The sequence below is a fragment of the Bacillus sp. Y3 genome, assembly GCF_008123875.1.
Classification (GTDB): domain Bacteria; phylum Bacillota; class Bacilli; order Bacillales; family Bacillaceae; genus Bacillus; species Bacillus altitudinis.
On the sequence record NZ_VSSC01000001.1, the window covers coordinates 425,610 to 442,238 of the forward strand.

18 protein-coding genes are annotated in these 16,629 nt (G+C 39.9%); 2 read left to right on the top strand and 16 right to left on the bottom strand.

From position 1 onward, the window contains the following. Positions 1-8 precede the first annotated feature (8 nt). The 9 genes from FXF70_RS02200 to degS form a co-directional block, all read right to left on the bottom strand. The gene (locus tag FXF70_RS02200; RefSeq protein WP_007499977.1) at positions 9-491 is read right to left on the bottom strand and encodes a flagellar protein FlgN; all 483 of its coding nucleotides are present in this window, start codon (positions 489-491) and stop codon (positions 9-11) included. 18 nt (positions 492-509) lie between these two features. Next, positions 510-773, bottom strand: a complete 264-nt coding sequence (gene flgM, locus FXF70_RS02205) for a flagellar biosynthesis anti-sigma factor FlgM (RefSeq protein WP_003213252.1) — start codon at positions 771-773, stop codon at positions 510-512. 79 nt (positions 774-852) lie between these two features. Further along, positions 853-1,272 carry a TIGR03826 family flagellar region protein gene (locus FXF70_RS02210; protein ID WP_017357864.1) on the bottom strand — a complete coding sequence of 140 codons (420 nt, stop codon included), beginning with the start codon at positions 1,270-1,272 and terminating at the stop codon, positions 853-855. Between the two features lie 56 nt (positions 1,273-1,328). Next, positions 1,329-1,796 carry a ComF family protein gene (locus FXF70_RS02215; RefSeq protein WP_099496872.1) on the bottom strand — a complete coding sequence of 156 codons (468 nt, stop codon included), beginning with the start codon at positions 1,794-1,796 and terminating at the stop codon, positions 1,329-1,331. A 215-nt stretch (positions 1,797-2,011) separates the two neighbouring features. Then, positions 2,012-2,305 carry a late competence protein ComFB gene (comFB, locus tag FXF70_RS02220; RefSeq protein WP_099496873.1) on the bottom strand — a complete coding sequence of 98 codons (294 nt, stop codon included), beginning with the start codon at positions 2,303-2,305 and terminating at the stop codon, positions 2,012-2,014. Between the two features lie 64 nt (positions 2,306-2,369). After that, positions 2,370-3,749 carry an ATP-dependent helicase ComFA gene (locus FXF70_RS02225; RefSeq protein ID WP_148779923.1) on the bottom strand — a complete coding sequence of 460 codons (1,380 nt, stop codon included), beginning with the start codon at positions 3,747-3,749 and terminating at the stop codon, positions 2,370-2,372. Between the two features lie 119 nt (positions 3,750-3,868). Beyond that, positions 3,869-4,711: a DegV family protein gene (locus tag FXF70_RS02230; RefSeq protein WP_024719242.1), complete on the bottom strand. Its 843-nt coding sequence runs from the start codon at positions 4,709-4,711 to the stop codon at positions 3,869-3,871. A gap of 211 nt (positions 4,712-4,922) precedes the next feature. Further along, positions 4,923-5,612, bottom strand: coding sequence for a two-component system response regulator DegU (gene degU / locus FXF70_RS02235; RefSeq protein WP_008348273.1), 690 nt, complete (start codon positions 5,610-5,612; stop codon positions 4,923-4,925). Positions 5,613-5,676: 64 nt separating this feature from the next. Continuing rightward, complete coding sequence (gene degS / locus FXF70_RS02240) at positions 5,677-6,852, bottom strand: two-component sensor histidine kinase DegS (RefSeq protein WP_003213166.1); 1,176 nt, start codon at positions 6,850-6,852, stop codon at positions 5,677-5,679. A gap of 221 nt (positions 6,853-7,073) precedes the next feature. On the opposite strand from degS, the gene FXF70_RS02245 reads away from it, so the two are divergent. Next, complete coding sequence (locus tag FXF70_RS02245) at positions 7,074-7,742, top strand: YigZ family protein (protein ID WP_017357860.1); 669 nt, start codon at positions 7,074-7,076, stop codon at positions 7,740-7,742. Beyond that, positions 7,727-8,824, top strand: coding sequence for an LCP family protein (locus FXF70_RS02250; RefSeq protein WP_024719244.1), 1,098 nt, complete (start codon positions 7,727-7,729; stop codon positions 8,822-8,824). Before FXF70_RS02245 ends, FXF70_RS02250 begins: the two co-directional genes overlap by 16 nt. 37 nt (positions 8,825-8,861) lie before the next feature. Here FXF70_RS02250 and FXF70_RS02255 read toward each other — a convergent pair whose 3' ends face one another. The 7 genes from FXF70_RS02255 to tuaD all read right to left on the bottom strand — a co-directional run bounded on the left by FXF70_RS02255 (position 8,862) and on the right by tuaD (position 16,586). After that, positions 8,862-9,929 (bottom strand): glycosyltransferase family 4 protein, encoded by a 1,068-nt coding sequence (locus tag FXF70_RS02255; RefSeq protein WP_024719245.1) that lies wholly within the window; start codon positions 9,927-9,929, stop codon positions 8,862-8,864. A 134-nt stretch (positions 9,930-10,063) separates the two neighbouring features. Then, a complete protein-coding gene (tuaH, locus tag FXF70_RS02260) occupies positions 10,064-11,311 on the bottom strand; it encodes a teichuronic acid biosynthesis protein TuaH (protein ID WP_148779772.1) in 1,248 nt (415 codons plus the stop codon). Continuing rightward, positions 11,280-12,035, bottom strand: a complete 756-nt coding sequence (gene tuaG, locus FXF70_RS02265) for a teichuronic acid biosynthesis protein TuaG (RefSeq protein WP_008348281.1) — start codon at positions 12,033-12,035, stop codon at positions 11,280-11,282. Before tuaG ends, tuaH begins: the two co-directional genes overlap by 32 nt. Positions 12,036-12,059: 24 nt before the next feature. Then, positions 12,060-12,737, bottom strand: a complete 678-nt coding sequence (gene tuaF, locus FXF70_RS02270; protein WP_035389676.1) for a teichuronic acid biosynthesis protein TuaF — start codon at positions 12,735-12,737, stop codon at positions 12,060-12,062. A 61-nt stretch (positions 12,738-12,798) separates the two neighbouring features. Then, complete coding sequence (tuaE, locus tag FXF70_RS02275) at positions 12,799-14,265, bottom strand: teichuronic acid biosynthesis protein TuaE (RefSeq protein ID WP_035701590.1); 1,467 nt, start codon at positions 14,263-14,265, stop codon at positions 12,799-12,801. A gap of 39 nt (positions 14,266-14,304) precedes the next feature. Beyond that, positions 14,305-15,234 (bottom strand): NAD-dependent epimerase/dehydratase family protein, encoded by a 930-nt coding sequence (locus FXF70_RS02280; protein WP_017368146.1) that lies wholly within the window; start codon positions 15,232-15,234, stop codon positions 14,305-14,307. 14 nt (positions 15,235-15,248) lie between these two features. Continuing rightward, positions 15,249-16,586, bottom strand: a complete 1,338-nt coding sequence (tuaD, locus tag FXF70_RS02285) for a UDP-glucose 6-dehydrogenase TuaD (protein ID WP_046344599.1) — start codon at positions 16,584-16,586, stop codon at positions 15,249-15,251. Positions 16,587-16,629: the final 43 nt, after the last annotated feature.

The window sequence follows — 16,629 nt, forward strand, 5'->3', positions numbered from 1 at the left end:
CTCCTTGTTTACGCCTTTGAATCAAACAAAGCCCTATGCTGTTTAGGCTTTGAACTCTCAAGACCATTTTGTCCGTAATTCATATTTTCTTTGTTAGGATTCACAAGATCGAATGTCAGTGAAATAAATTGAAGTGACTGCTGAATAAGCTGTTTGTTCAGTTCGTTTACATCTTTCAGTTCCACCATGATGTCATTCAGCTTCTCATATAACGAAATAAGCTCTTCTTGATCCGTTCCTGTAGCTTTTTCGATACATGCGGTGATTGTCGGCGATTGATCACTTTGTAAAAATTGAACTGCTGCTTCAATCCGCTTTTCTTCTAATTGTGAAATGGCCTGAATATATTTTTGCTCAAGGTTCAGAACCTCTGAAAGAGCATCGATCTCATTATTTTTCAGCATTTCTGTTTTATTCTTAGACAGCTTTAGAAGCTGTTCATGTAATCCGTAGAGACGGTGCAGTTCTTCAATCATTATTTTTACTGACATTCACGCTACTCCCTTTTGTTATTGTTGTTTATAAAAATTCAACATTTTATCTGCAATGCCTTTGGTATCTACTTGATATGTTCCGGCTTCAATGCTTTTTTTAATTTGGTCTATTTTATCTTGACGTTCTTTCATGATATTCGGCACCTTTTGCATTTCGATTGCCTTTTTAGAAATTTCGACTTTGTCAGTTGATTTTGCTTGATTCGATTGCAACGTTTGTTTCTCATATGTTTTCTTGTAAGGATTTACTGGTTGTGTTCCATATCGATTAATTTTCACGGGATTCCTCTCGCTTTCCGTTACAGTCTGTCTTGATTCTATCCATTTTATCGACCAAACTGCAACTTAGTTTAGGGAATCAGTCGTTTTTAGGATTAATGGCATAATAGGTGTCTTTTTTCCTAGATTCAATCTCCCTTTTACGCTCTTCTTCTTGGTCCATTTGGCTGATTTGCGTCTTTATATCCTTTTCACAATGGCTACACAGCTTGTTTTTCCTGATCGGTTGGCCGCATCTTTCACAAGGATAATTGATATTAGGGAATTGACTAATTTGAAGTCTTTTCAAACGGATAAATTTCAGGATTAATTCTTCATCAACTTCTGTTGCGTCTACTATTTCAGCAATGGTTGATTGTCTATTACTTTGCTTACGCAAGAATTTATAAACGATATCAAAAGAACGTTCTTCTTCTTCAAAGCATTTGTTACAAACCGTTTGGATGGTGGTTTTTAAAAATAACTGATTACATTGTGGACAGTTTGCCAATTGATTCATAACCAAAACCCCTTACGTTATTTTCTTTTCTTAATATCGGTTGATTGTCATGATTTTTAACTACGAATCAACGTAAAAGAGGAAACACTTTTGGCGCCTGCGTCTTTTAAAATTTTTGCTGCATGATAGACTGTCGCCCCAGTTGTATAAATATCATCGATTAATATGATATCCTTTAGAACGATCGGGTTTGCCTGCCTTAATTGAAACAACTTCTGTTGATGTAAACGTTCATTTTTTCTTTTCTTAGACTGCTTCCTTTGATGTACTTTTATAAGTGGCTCCAATATAGGTCCGCCAATCATGGAAGCAAGCATCATTGACTGATTGAATCCTCTTTCCTTTAATCTCTCTTTACTCAAAGGAATTGGGACAAGCACCGGTTCTTTGATTGAAAAAGAACGTTTAAACGCTGAATGTACATCTTTTTTAAATAGATCAGCTAAAGCCGTATCACCTCGAAATTTAAATCGAGCTAGAACATCTTTCATAAAGTCGTTGTAAGCATAAACAGACCGATTCATTACAAGAATCTCAGCAAAATCCCGTCGTTTATTCCACCTTGAACAATCATGACACAATTGATCATTTGATTGCGCTCTTCCGCATTTGGGACAAGTAGGACCTTGAATCTTCATGAGGTGGTTCTTACATGCTACACATAAACGATCTTCATTTAATAGTAGGAATGATTTCCATGTAAAAGCAGCCACAAAATGGCTCTCACAAATTGGACAAATCAATGCTTTTCTTTGTTCAACGACAAATGATTTTCGCACCTTGGATATGTAGTGACCGTTGAAGCTGCTTCTGTCAGAATGACGAGCATCGCCGTATTCTTCTGTTTATCCACCATCTCGGATTTACTGTAGGATATTTTATCGATATCTGTTATATATTGCGGTTTCACTTGATTTAGAGAAATGGCTAATACATCTTCTATACATTTTTCACAATGACAAATCATGTTTAATTGGTTGAGATATTGATAGAGAATTTCTTTAAGTAGTATTTCTTTTGCATTGAGTAGCATATTTTGTCTCTCCTGCCATTTGTGTTTTGTGAATATAATGTACCATGATTTAGTTGAACCCACACTATTTTTCAGAAAACTCTTTTTCAGCTGTATTATTCATTTTTACGATATGTTTCTTTGCTTGTTTCATACTTCTCGTTAAACCAAAATGAAAAAAGTACACGTCTCCGTTAAAAAAATCTGGATGTCTCCCTGCTCTACCAGAAATTTGAACAAGTGCACTTTCTGTAAAAATAGGAGATTCCGCACCTAAGACGCCCACTTGAACATCTTGAATGGTAACGCCTCTTTCTAGAATAGTTGTTGTAACCAATACATCGTATCTATGATCTCTGAAATGCTGGACTTTTTGCTTCCTTTCTTGATCATCCGCAGAAACACCCTGTACATTTACATCTTGACCTTGAAGAATATGAGTTACCTTCTTCATAGTAGAAATAGAAGGAACAAAGAGTAACACTCTTTTTTTCTTTGTGATATGTTCATGCAGCCAGTTCATTGTAGATGCTGGAAGCCGATTTCTTTTTAATCTCTTTTTCCAATCTCCAACCCATTGAAATGTTGGGACAGGTAACGGTTTTTGGTGGAAGCGCAGAGGAATTTTGATCGCTTCTAATTGTCTACGAGCAACATCTTTTTGCATTTTTTTAGATGGTGTGGCACTTAAGTAAATTCTAACTCCTGTTTTTTTCATTGACTTTAAAACAGCAAACTGAAGCCGTTCATCGATTGAATAAGGAAAAGCATCGACTTCGTCTACAATGAGGACATCAAAGGCGTTTTTATATCTCATTAGCTGATGGGTTGTAGCGATCATAAGCGGCGCCATTTGAAATCTTTGAGAACTCCCGCCATAAAGTGCAGCTATATTCAGTCCTTGAAATGCCTTTCTCATTCGAGGTTCAAGCTCAAGTACAACATCGGTTCTAGGCGTCGCAATACAAACACTCATTCCGTTATTTAGCGCATATTTTATTCCATGAAAAAGCACCTCCGTTTTCCCCGCACCACAAACAGCCCAAACGAGCAGATCAAATTTGTTTTGGATTGCTTCTACTAGCCTATCGGACGCTCTCTTTTGCCCTTTAGAAAGCTCTCCCTGCCATGTTAATTCAACTTGTCTTGTTTCTTTCTTTTGTGGACCCGTCCATTCGTAGAGAAAGCCACATTCGCTTACTTTTCCCAGCATGATGCAGGATCTACAGTATACACAGTCTTTTTTACATGTTTCACACGGAGAGAGGGCAAAGTAGCGCTTGTTTGATACACCGCACCGGCAGCAGATCAAACCACCCGCCACCCTATTGACAGCAGGTGTTCTATGGATGAATCCTTGATTCTCCAGCCACTCCAATTCGGACTGTGTACATTGACATTCAATAGGAAGAAGATGCCTTGATTGTAGCTTGTGACTGAGTTCCATTGCTTTTTCCAGATTCAATTTCACGCACTACCTTTCCATTCATGTTGACCCATTATGTACAAAGAGAAGGCCTTTCGTCTAATTGTAAAAACAGAAAAACAAATCCCCTTTTCCATGAGAAAAGGGGATTTTGATATCTATCTGATGATCCAGCCAAGTGCTAAAGAGCCTTCGCCTAGATGAGTGCCAATCACGGCACCAAAGTAGCTTTTATAAAATTCAACATGAGGATACTTTTCTAATAAGTGCGCAATTAATTCATCTGCTTCTTCTTCTCTATTACCATGTATCAGAGTTGCTCTCATTGGAACACCACGTGATGCATCTTCATCAAATAATTCAAAAATACGTGAAATGGCTTTTTTGCGTGTACGAATCTTCTCAAAAGGGACAATTAGCTTGTTGTCAAAATGCAAGATAGGCTTTACCTTTAAGAGGCTTCCAATAAAAGCCTGAGCACCATTTAATCTGCCGCCACGTTGTAAATGAGTTAAATCGTCTACCATAAAATAAGCTCTTTGATTTTCTTTCAGATAATTGAGATGGGAAATCACTTCTTCTGGAGAAGCACCACCTTGGATTTTTTCAGCAGCTTCTAACACATAAAAACCTTGCGCCATACAGCTAGTCTCTGTATCAAACGGATAAATGTCGATTCCGTCAACTAGTTCATTCGCTGAGGCCGCACTATTGTATGTTCCACTAATTCCGCTTGACAGATGTATACTAATCACAGCATCATATGTTTCACTAAGTTTTTCATATAATTCTATAAGTTCACCGAAAGCAGGCTGAGAGGTTGTTGGAAGATCTTTATGTTTCTTGACTTCTTCATAATATGTCTTCCAATCCATTTCTACTTCTTCACGGTATGATTCAGTACCAAAGATGACATTCAGAGGGATCATATGAATATGATGTTTATCACGTAGTTCTTGTGGTATATAAGCAGTACTGTCTGTTACAACGGCTATTTTCATTCTTAAATACCTTCCTTATCCGTTAAGTTGCTTTTTAAAAAAGAATGATCATTGTTTTTCACTAGATTTATAATACTAATCAAAAAAGCTTGCCTAATCAATAGGCAAGCCCGCTATATCCGAAAAAGACTCCTTACCTGCCTATCATTGCTCTCTAACTTGAATGTGAGAGAACTAAAAACAGGCGAAAAAGGAGTACTTGTCCGGAACATTATCTCATTTCTACCCAGCCGTTTTTAATTGCTACAACAACAGCTTGAGTACGGTCATTTACATTCATTTTTTGCAAAATGTTACTCACGTGGTTTTTGACTGTTTTCTCACTAATAAAGAGCGACTCACCAATACCTCTATTGCTCTTTCCGTCAGCTAACATTTGAAGAACTTCACATTCACGTCTTGTTAAGATATGAAGTGGTCTGCGAATTTCAGGATATACCTCGTGCTGTGGATGTGCTGAAACGCCGCTTGTTGCTAAGCGTCGGAATTCATTTACTAAGTTATGAGTGACTTTCGGATGTAAATAAGAGCCTCCGTCAGCTACTACTTTTACTGCTTCAATGAGGGTATCTGCATCCATTTCTTTTAACAAGTAGCCTCTTGCTCCTGTTTTTAATGCATGTGTCACATAGTTTTCATCGTCATGAATAGATAGGATAATGACTTTTGATTCGGGATAAAGCTCTACTAGCTGTTTTGTAGCCTCCACACCATTTACATTCGGCATATTAATGTCCATAATGACAACATCCGGATGATAGTGTTCTACGATACGTGCAGCTTCGTCACCGTCGTCTCCTTCTGCAACTACTTCAAAAGTAGGTTCAAAATCTAAAATCCGTTTGACACCTTCACGGAATAATTGGTGGTCATCGATAATTACAATATTTACTTTAGTCACAAGCTACGCCTCCCCATGTTTATTGTTCTACACCTGAACTTTATGGTCAATATGTCTTTTGTCTCTATTTTACAATTTTATTTTGTAATGTTAACGGTACTCTAATCATGATGAATGTCCCTAGACCTATTTTTGAGTCTATGGTCATTTTACCTTCTAGTAAGTCTACGCGCTCTTTCATACCAAGTAACCCAAAGGATTTGTTTTTATTTGTTTTAACATCCTTCATATCAAAGCCTTTTCCATCGTCTTTGATAATTAAGGTGACAAAGTCTTTCGTCACTTCAACCTTCACAGAGATTTCTTCAGCTTCAGAATGCTTTAAAGAATTTGTGACAGCTTCTTGAGCTAGTCTAAATAGTGCCACTTCAAATTGAGAAGCAATTCTTTCGCTTTCAGTATCACCTAAGCACTGGAACGTAATTTTGGTTTTTCCATCATATTCTTCAATTGTGTTTAAGTATTTTCGCAGTGTCGGAATGAGACCCAAATCATCTAAAGCCATCGGTCTTAAATCATAAATGATTCTTCTCACTTCGTACAGTGCATTTCGCACATTCTGTCTTAGACTTCTAATTTCTTTAAATCCTTCTTCTGTTCCACGGTCTCTAAAAATTCGTTCAATTAGTTCTGAACGCATCATCACGTTTGCCAGCATCTGAGCAGGTCCATCATGGATTTCTCGTGATACCCTTTTGCGCTCTTCTTCCTGGGCTTCAATAATTCTTAGTCCAAAATCTTGTTTTGCCTGAGCATCTTCAAGTAAAACACCGACCTGACGTAAATCTTGGTTCAAGTAGTTGAGGACGACCGTGATCTGGCTCACAAGCGTTTCTGAACGTTCAATGACATCTTGTAAGCTTAACAATCGTCTTTCGAGATCATCTCTTCTTTCCCTCAGCTGTTTTTCGCGCTGCTGGATCATGGTCAATTCTACTTGCAGGTTATGTGCTTTTTCATAGGCTTCTCGTATTTCTTCTTCGCTGAATTTGTTGAAGTTTCTGCTGACCTCAGATAATCGATTTCTAGCATGTCTCGTATGTACTTCTAGTTTATCCCCAAAATCAATTACTTCGTTGACTTGCTGTTTAATTTGCTTAAGCTCTTCTACTAGGCTTTCATATTGTTGACGGGACTGTTCGCCGATTCTAAATACTTCGTCCTTACTGCCATCAACTGTACTTAGCATTTTCATGATGATTGAATCCAATAACTTCGGATCCATTTTAGGTGTTGTCATGGCTTTTCCCTCCCGTAACAGTGATGTCATCTTTTTTTATTATAAATGTCATTGATCTGCATTTTATGTCGAATTATAATGAAAGAATGCGTATAAATCATGAAATTTTTATGACGACCCTTTTTCCGCTCCTATCATCATAACAAAATACGCTGTAAAATTCTAAAACCAATGCAAATTTTCTCTAGCCTTACAATTTGCTTGTCAGGAGGGTATGTCTTTTGCTGAACCGCTATCTCACAGTAAAAAGCCGTGGCGAGCATGAGATCGTCATTGAAAAATCACGTTTTATTTGTCATATACAACGTGCTGTCTCAGAAGAAGAAGCACAAGCCTTTATACAATCCATAAAAAAACAACATTGGAACGCCACTCATAATTGTTCCGCCTATTTGATCGGTGAACATGATCTGATTCAAAAAGCAAATGATGATGGTGAACCAAGCGGTACGGCAGGGGTACCAATGCTTGAAGTGCTAAAAAAACGCAAGCTGAAAGATACAGTTGTTGTCGTCACTCGTTATTTCGGCGGTATTAAGCTAGGTGCCGGTGGTTTAATTCGCGCGTACGGAAAATCTGTGTCTGAAGCAATTAATCATGTTGGTATGGTAGAACGCTGTTTAATGCGTACGATGCACACAACAATAGATTATACATGGCTTGGAAAGGTAGAGAATGAGCTTAGAGCCTCATCTTTTCAGCTAAAAGACATCCATTATGCAGAAGATGTGATTTTTGAAACGTATGTAGAAGAAACACAAACAGAGCAGTTCATTGAATGGATGACTGAGTTGACTAATGGAAAGAGTGTTACTAAAGAAGGCGAATTGATTTATTTAGAAAAGGACGTTGGTCCGATAAAGGAGACAGATGAATGGCACAACGAGTAAAAGTGCGTGTACGAAAGAAAAAGAGTAAGAAGAAAAAGATTTTCAAACGGATTCTGGTCTTATTTTTGCTTCTCTTCATCTGCATGGGCGGATTTGCAGTTTATAAGATTGTGAATACACTCCAAGCTGCTGACAAAACTTATGATGAATTAGAGCGCGGGGAGAAATCGAAACTCCGTGATGCTGTCATTGATATAAAGAAAAAACCTTTCTCTGTTCTATTTGTTGGCATAGAGGATTACGCCACAAATGGTGATCACGGCCGTTCAGATTCACTCATCGTCGCAACGATTAATCCTCAGGATAAAACGATGAAAATGGTCAGTATCCCCCGTGACACACGAGTACAGCTTGCTAGTGACACAACGGGAAATAAAGTAAAGATCAATGCGGCATTTGCTAAAGGCGGTAAAGACGAAACGATTGAAACTGTCGAACAATTCTTGCATATCCCAATTGACAAATATGCAACAGTGGACTTTGACGGTTTTAAGGATGTCATTGATGAAGTTGGGGGAATCGATATAGACGTCCCATTTGACTTCAATGAAAAAAGTGACGTCAAAAAATCGAAAAAGATTTACTTTAAAAAAGGGAATATGCATTTAAACGGGGAAGAGGCTCTTGCTTACGCACGAATGAGAAAACAAGATCCACGTGGTGATTTCGGGCGTAACGATCGTCAGAAACAAATCTTACGTGCCATGATTGATCAAATGGCGAAACCTCATAACATTGCAAACGTGGATAATATCGCAAAAGAAGTAAGTGATCATATAACAACCAACTTCCGCATCACAGAAGGACTTGCTCTACAGCAAATTTACAGTGGTTTTAAAGGAGACGATACTGAAACACTATCTATTAAAGGATCAGACCTTTATTTGGGGCCAAATCGAACGTACTTCTTTGAGCCAGATCAAACCAACTTGGCTGAGGTGCAAAATGAGTTAAGGACGCATTTAAAGCTTCCTGCCGAGTCATCGTCCTCAACTGAAACAAATACACAAACCGATTCATCTTCTGGTACAACAGGGTCAGCCGATACACAGGCCCCTTCGACCAGCACATCAGGACAATAATAGGAAAACAGCCCGTTCCTTGGAAGCGGGCTGTTTTTTATTGTCTTTTGACCATACGTTTGTAGAATTTCGTAAATGGTTTAAACTCTTCGTTCACCAAACCAGTGACTTCAGCGATAACTTGCATAAACATGACCAGTAAAAAGATGATGATCAATGACAGCCAAATGGTGGCACTTGTCAGCAAAATCGCGCTTAAGCTGAAGACTAAGCCAATCATGTAAATCACAATCACTGCCATTCGATGTGATAAGCCAAAGGCCATCAGTCGATGATGGATGTGTGATTTGTCAGGTGATGAGATAGGCTGTTTATTCAATATTCGTCTTATGATCGCAAAGGTCGTATCAAAAATAGGCACACCTAAAATAATTACAGGGACAACAACACTAAACAAAGTAACACTTTTGTACAATCCTAAAAGTGACAGGACCGAGATCATATAGCCTAAAAATAACGAACCTGTATCACCCATAAATATTTTTGCTGGATGGAAGTTATAAAAAAGAAAACCGATGGTACTGCCAATGACGACAAGAGATAACGAAAGAATCAGGATCTTGTCCGCAGAAAATGCCATGACGGCAATCGTGGTTAAACCGATAACCGAAATTCCGGCAGCCAGTCCATCTAATCCATCAATTAAATTGATCGCATTTGTAATCCCAACAATCCATAGTACAGTCAGGGGATACGCCATCCATCCTAACTCCAGTCGATCTGTTAAGAAAGGAACAGAGAAAAAGTCCATTTTTAAGCCCGTGCTCACGATTAAGCATGCAACGAGAACTTGCACAAGAAATTTAAATTTTGCACTTAAATTATATTTATCATCAAATATACCTAAAATGACGATGAGTACAGCGCCAACTGATATAGCTGTAATTTTATTATGTAGAAACAGCCCGCCTGCTAGTGCTCCAGCCGCTACCCCAATAAAAATCGCCAAACCGCCCATTCGAGGCATTACTCTATCATGAACTTTTCGTTTATTCGGCTGGTCCACTGCACCAATCTTAATTGCAAACTTTTTGACGATTGGTGTCACAATTAAAACTGTAGCCAGAGAGACAAAAAACGCTAATAAGGCGCGTTCGTAATCCATAGGTCAGTCTCCTTCTAAATTGAAATCTGTATTTTGTATATTGGCCGCTCTTTCCATTATACAATTGAATATAGGATGATCACAAGCTCCCCCTAAGAAGAAGAAACAAATAAAAACGCACAATCCTGAATGAATTATGCGTTTTCTTTAATATTCGTTAATTCCACCATGTTTGTGAACAGTGCGTGCCAATCTTTTTTCTTTGCCCGGCTTTGTCTTAGATGTCTGCATGTCATGTCATCTTTTTTATTGATCACTTTCTGGCAGGCTTCTACGAAGAGAGCTGGATCTTCGCCCTCTACATATTCATACACATCATTCTCTTTTAGTCTTTCCGTTGATGGAAGATTTAAACCAACAACAGGGATTCCGGCAGCTAAAAATTCATACAGCTTGAGCGGAAAAACCGCTTGATTGTAAGGAGACTGTTTGTATGGCATCATCCCTACATCAATTAATTTCATATAAGCAGGCACTTCTTCTGGTGCGACTGCTCCAGTCCATAGGACATTGGGCAGTTTGAGTGCATGCTGAAAAGATGGATCTCCATTCGTTCCATCCGGACCGACAAATAAAAATGTCCAATCTGGCTGCATGCGAGCAGCTTGAGCGATCATGTCAAAATCGAGCTTCGGCTTGATCCCACCTATAAAGCCAAGAACCGTTCCCTCTCTTCCCTCTAGCACGTCTTCCCTGCTAGGGAGGTTGCTTTTTGCAAACACATCATACTCGACGCCATTTTCGACTGTAAAGACATCTTTCGGTTCACCCATGAGCCTTTTTTTGATTTGATCATGTAAGTATTGTGAAGAGCACGTAATGCTGTGTGCATATTTAATAATGCGGTTTTCTGCTTTTACAATGACTCGCTGTCTCATATAAGAGAGAATGTTGTTTTTTCCGCTGATGGGCTCTCCCCACAGGTCACTGCAATCATACACAATATGTTTCCATTCAAATAAAGAAGATAAGAGCGGAAATCCCGGAAACGTATACCATAAACAGACGGCTATGCCCTGCTTTTCTTCTTGACGCAAATGCTCAAGAAGAGGAGATAATTTATGAAAATAAAACATATCTTGATAACGGCCAAAGCGAAAAAACTTGCTCTTGAGCACATCAGGAATGGTCATTTGCTTCATTCGATCCGTTATAGGCTGAAAGGGAGTTGAATGACGAGTGGAAGATGGGCATACCCAGATGACCTCTTTCGTTTCTGGATCAGATGCAAGAAATTCCGCCAGTCGATGCCGTCTGTACCTTAAGCCATCGTGGCCCCATTCTCCCGTTGCGACAATCACATGTATGATCGAGTCTGCTTTCACCTTTATCACCTTTTTTCCCTTCTGTTTATAAACGCTTTTTGACAGCATTTGTGGCATAGTGCATAAAACACCAAGATGCTTTCACAAAATGAAGCTGCTCAATTTCTCTATAGACAAACCATGTTTTTTTCGCTGCTTTCCACTTGTTACTAGAAATCGAGTTTCCCACGATGCGATATTCACTGAGCGGCTCACTCATTCCATAGGCAGTAAATCCTTTTTTTAAAATAGAGAGCCATGTGGCTAAGTCCTGCCTTGTTCGAATGTTTGGCATTTCCACGTGTCCTACTTGTTGAAGATCGAGCATCACCGTCAAACAGCCGATAATCGTATTTTTTAAAGCTTCATTGTAGTTCAACTGAGCCGGCGCTGTGACGGTTTTTTGTAACGGCTCTCCATTTTCTGAAATGATGTCATATGCCGTGAAAGTAAAGGCATGATCATTTTCTAACATAAACTTGACCTGCTTTTCGAGCTTTGTCTGTTTCCACATATCATCGCTATCTAAAAAAGCGATAAAGCGGCCTTTCGCCTGTTTGATGGCTGTGTTTCTAGCAATAGCGGCTCCCCCGTTTTCCTCTAAATAAATGACGTTGATTCTGTCGTCCGTCTGACTTAATTCCCCTAACAACTTCCTTGTGCCATCTGTTGAGCAATCATCTGCAATGATCAGCTCCCAGTTGGAATAGGTTTGGGCAAGGACGGAATGAACTGTATCCGTTAAATAACGTTCCGCATTATACGCCGGTGTAATAATTGATACTAACGGTTGATTGTTCACCTAAGACTCATCTCCAGTTCATCATTAAGATTCTTTGAACACTTCAGGTAACACCACAAACATAAGCGAGATGCTAAGGCCAATGACAAGTCCAAGCAGTGCTCGTTTTTTCGCTGACATCCCTTTGTTCCCTTCATCAAGTACTTGGGCAGGATCGACAATCTTTGCCTGCTTCATCCCGAGCTTTGTCGATTCCAATTCATATAAAAATCGTTCTTTATCGACTTTAGAGTCATTGCTGACAGATTCATCTTCAAGAGCGGATAGTCTTCTTTCAATGACTTGCTGTCTTTTCGTAAATAAGGCTTTGTCCTGCTTTAAAAATGTATCTGACACTTGTTTCACTACCGCCAAAGCTCGAGCTTGATCAGCATCTGTAAACGACAACTGCAATTGTGTATCGGACTGGTTCGTGAGAATCAAACGATTTTTCACATCCTGCCTTTCTTCTTCCTTTACATCACGGAGTGCTTGATTCAGAAATGCATCACTTTTTAATAGAGATGTCACTTCTTCCATATTGTTATACACACCGTCGTCATATTTCCCAAGCGTCAAGGTCACAGCAGCTGTGTAACTAGACTGTTCTACTGTCCCCTTGGCAAAAAAGAAACCAAAAGCAGCCAATACAACGGGCAGCAGCACAAGCCATACGATATATTTTTTCATTCGCTTCCCTATTCTTAACATAAAACCAGACATGCTCATTCTCCCAACATTGACGTATTTGCTTTTTCACTAGTGTAGCCATACAAACTCAGCATCACACGTTTGCCCACGGCTTGAAGCGCTGTTTATTTTTCATGATATTGACCGCTGCGATCACTAGACCTAGAAACACCCAGTGGAAATATAAATTCGAGACCGAACTCGGACTGATACTTGAGACGAGAAAGCTCAGCATGGCAGCAAATAGACCTTCAATGATCATCTTGGCTGATCTCGTGTCAGCCAATTGGTATTGTTTGTACAGTGAGAACATGAGATAGGCATACACTGAGATATAACCTAGCATGACGGCAAACCCAAAATTCGTCATCACCTCTAGCAGCCAATTGTGAACTTCGACGACCTGATCTGTATCAAAGATAGAAAAGTGAGCTAAGTAATAAGACACATTGCCCGCTCCGACTCCGAAGCCATATGAATTCGTAAAGAAATGCCAGGCATTTTTGATTAAATTCGCCCGGGCAATGTTGGACGGAAGTGGTTCGCTAAAAGAATGAGCGACCTGAGAAGCGAGAAACAAGTCATCAAAGACAGAATAGATTTTGGCTGAAAAAATGGCGATACAGATGATACCAAGCCCGCCTGCTGCCATGATGGACCACTTTTTTAAAAAGCGAGGCATCAGTAGCCATACATAGATGACCGCTCCAGCTAATATGCCAAGCAAGCTGGCGCGCGATTCTGTTAACAAAATGAGATACAGCGCTAAGATGGCTCCTAGTAATCCGAACGCTTTGATATAACCATTTTTCATTTGGCGCATACACGCCACATATAAGAAAAAGCTAATAGATAAAAACGTCGCAAAGTCATTTTGGTTAAAGAAGACAGCCGTAGGATAGTGCTGTTTGTACGCTGGTCCAAGATACAATGAGGTATTCGGTAAATGATTCAAGGTCAAGTGATTATAGAACCCGATTCCCATCACAAATACAGTCATGACTAGCCAAATACTATAAAAAGTCACGATCTGATCCATTCGCTGAATGTACATGACCACAAGAAAGACAAAACCCATTCCCATCGCAAGAAGAGACATATATTTCAGGCCGTCTGTGACCGAATGAGCCCAAAGCAGTGAGATGAGCCCGTAAAGAAACCATGCAGCGAAAAAACCAAGAATGCCTTTAACACGAATTTGCTGCCACTGGGATATGTACGTTCCTTTGTCTCTCATCCGCCATATGAATAAAGCAAAGACAGCCAAGAGCATGATGCGGTAGAGAAAGAGACTAAAGAACCCAACACTAATAGAGAAAAAAGCATTATTGAGAAATGTTAATGCAATTAAAAGGTAAATGGCTGACATGAATATGTGTTCACCATTCATGTAGAGCTTCATACATATAGCAGCCGCCATGAGCACCACAAGTAAAACCGGAATGACCACCATCTTCTTTAACCCGATAGGATGTGCGGATGCCATTTGTACAAGCCCTATACCCGCTGCTAATAACATACATCCGATCATGATTTGCCATGCTGTTTGTTTCACACTCATACCTATTTTCCTCCTAAGCAACCCATCCGATTTGAGGGATTAAGCCTTTACTTCCTGTTCATAGTAGGAAATGGTACGAGCCAAACCTTCTTGTAAAGTCACAACAGGCTCCCATGCTAAGACTTGTTTCGTTTCCTCATTTGCCAATGTACTATGCACAATATCTCCTGCACGCTGCGGCTTATAAATCGGTTCAAGATCTGATCTCGTGACTCGCTTCATCGTTTGAAACAGCTCATTCACCGTGATGGAATGACCACATGAGATATTTAAACAAACGTTTGATTGAGCTGTTAAAGCTGCAACATTCGCTGCGGCTAGATCGCCTACATAGATAAAATCTCTTGTTTGTTCCCCGTTTCCGAAGATGAAAGGTGCCTCATGTTTTGCAAACTTATCAGAAAAAATTGAGACAACACCACCTTCACCAAGTGCGTCTTGGCGCGGACCATATACATTGCTGTACCGCATAATACAATAGTCCACATCATAGAGTGATTTTGCCATCTCTAAGTATCGTTCAACTGTCAGTTTCGACAAGCCATAAGGTGAGCCAGGCTGCAGTGGATGAGCTGTGTCGACCGGCAGATAGACTGGGTCTCCATAGACTGCTGCCGATGAGGCAAACACCACTTTCTCCACCCCGGCTTCAGCCGCTGCTTTGATCACATGCAGCGAGCCTTTAATATTGACCTCTTCGTCGTAGACGAAATGTTGAACCGAAACGGCTACACTCACTTGCGCTGCAAGATGAATGATATAATCTGGTGCAATGTGTTTGATCAAATCGACCGTTTCTGATTTTGTGACATCTGCTTCAATGCATTGTACGGATAGATGAGCGATATTTTCCTTCGATCCAGTTGAAAAGTTATCAAGAACGATAGGCTCATATCCTTTCTCTAATAAAGCCTCTACCGTATGAGATCCTATAAATCCACTTCCCCCAGTGACCAATACTTTCTTCATCCAAGTTCCCCCTATTATTGTGCCTTCGATACCAATTCTGTTTCCCATACGCCTGGGCGGCCGATGGACTGGTAAATAAATCCTCTCTCTTTCATTTCTGCTGGATCAAACAAATTCCTTCCATCAATTAAAATGGGAGAACGAAGCAGCTGCTTGATCTGATCTTTATCCATCTTCTGTACGTCATCCCATTCCGTTAAGATGAGACAAGCATCTGTATCTTTCACTGTTTCATAGAGATCATTGCTGAAGACCGCCTGCGGGCCAAGCTCTCTTTCTGCTTCTATATAAGCAATTGGATCATAGGCTTTGACAAAAGCTCCGAGCTCTCTCAGCATTGGGATAATATCTAGTGCTGGTGCTGAACGCATATCGTTTGTATTTGGTTTAAATGCGAGCCCTAAAACGGAAATCGTTTTTCCTTTAATATCACCGAACACACTCATCAGTTTGCTGACAAGATGGGCTCTTTGGTGGTTGTTTGTTTCAATGACAGATTCGATCAGCTTGAACCGGTAGCCGGCTGTTTCGGCAATTTTGAGAAGAGCCATCGTATCTTTTGGGAAACAAGAACCGCCAAATCCAATGCCTGCTTTTAAAAATTTATGCCCGATACGGCTATCTAACCCAACGCCTTCGCTGACTTTTTCCACATCAGCACCAACTCTCTCGCAAATGTTCGCAATATCATTGATGAATGAGATTTTTGTGGCGAGCATGGCATTTGCCGCATACTTAATCATTTCTGCACTTTCTAGATTGGTCTCAACCACTTCTGTTTGAAACGGATCATGCAATTTTTTAATGATCGTGGATGCATGTGCGCTTGTAGAGCCAATGACCGCTCTCTCCATATTCATCGTATCTTGAATAGCTGAACCTTCCCGCAGAAACTCTGGATTGGAGACGACGTCAAATGGATATTTACTGCGTGAAGCCTTTTGAACAATGGCTTGAACAAGACGTCCTGTTCCAACTGGCACTGTGCTCTTATTCACGATGATTTTGTAGCCATTCAGGTGTTCTCCAACCGTTTGAGCCACAGCTTTCACGAATGTTAAATCCGCTTCCCCCTGAGGTGTCATTGGTGTTCCTACCGCAATATAAATAATCTCTGATTCTCGAATTGCAGCGGGAATATTGGTTGTAAAACACAATCTTCCCTCTTCTGTATTCTTCTCAATCAATTCCTTTAAGCCCGGTTCATAAATTGGAACGAGACCGCTTTTTAAGCTGTTGATTTTTGATTCGTCGATGTCACAACAAATGACGCGATTTCCGATATCAGCAAAACAAGTACCCGATACTAACCCGACATATCCTGTTCCAATCACAGCAATTTTCTTCAACATGTTTCATCCTCTCAGTAAAAGCATATTGGTCGTTCCAAACTGT

Coding starts and splice junctions, on each gene's coding strand:
- FXF70_RS02215 (WP_099496872.1), bottom strand. CDS start 1,796: ATGAATCGGTCTGTTTATGCTTACAACGACTTTATGAAAGATGTTCTA.
- tuaE (WP_035701590.1), bottom strand. CDS start 14,265: ATGAGTGTGAAACAAACAGCATGGCAAATCATGATCGGATGTATGTTA.
- FXF70_RS02230 (WP_024719242.1), bottom strand. CDS start 4,711: ATGAAAATAGCCGTTGTAACAGACAGTACTGCTTATATACCACAAGAA.
- tuaF (WP_035389676.1), bottom strand. CDS start 12,737: ATGTCTGGTTTTATGTTAAGAATAGGGAAGCGAATGAAAAAATATATC.
- FXF70_RS02210 (WP_017357864.1), bottom strand. CDS start 1,272: ATGAATCAATTGGCAAACTGTCCACAATGTAATCAGTTATTTTTAAAA.
- degS (WP_003213166.1), bottom strand. CDS start 6,852: ATGACAACACCTAAAATGGATCCGAAGTTATTGGATTCAATCATCATG.
- FXF70_RS02200 (WP_007499977.1), bottom strand. CDS start 491: ATGTCAGTAAAAATAATGATTGAAGAACTGCACCGTCTCTACGGATTA.
- comFB (WP_099496873.1), bottom strand. CDS start 2,305: ATGCTACTCAATGCAAAAGAAATACTACTTAAAGAAATTCTCTATCAA.
- FXF70_RS02250 (WP_024719244.1), top strand. CDS start 7,727: ATGGCACAACGAGTAAAAGTGCGTGTACGAAAGAAAAAGAGTAAGAAG.
- FXF70_RS02280 (WP_017368146.1), bottom strand. CDS start 15,234: ATGAAGAAAGTATTGGTCACTGGGGGAAGTGGATTTATAGGATCTCAT.
- tuaH (WP_148779772.1), bottom strand. CDS start 11,311: ATGCCACAAATGCTGTCAAAAAGCGTTTATAAACAGAAGGGAAAAAAG.
- FXF70_RS02255 (WP_024719245.1), bottom strand. CDS start 9,929: ATGGATTACGAACGCGCCTTATTAGCGTTTTTTGTCTCTCTGGCTACA.
- tuaD (WP_046344599.1), bottom strand. CDS start 16,586: ATGTTGAAGAAAATTGCTGTGATTGGAACAGGATATGTCGGGTTAGTA.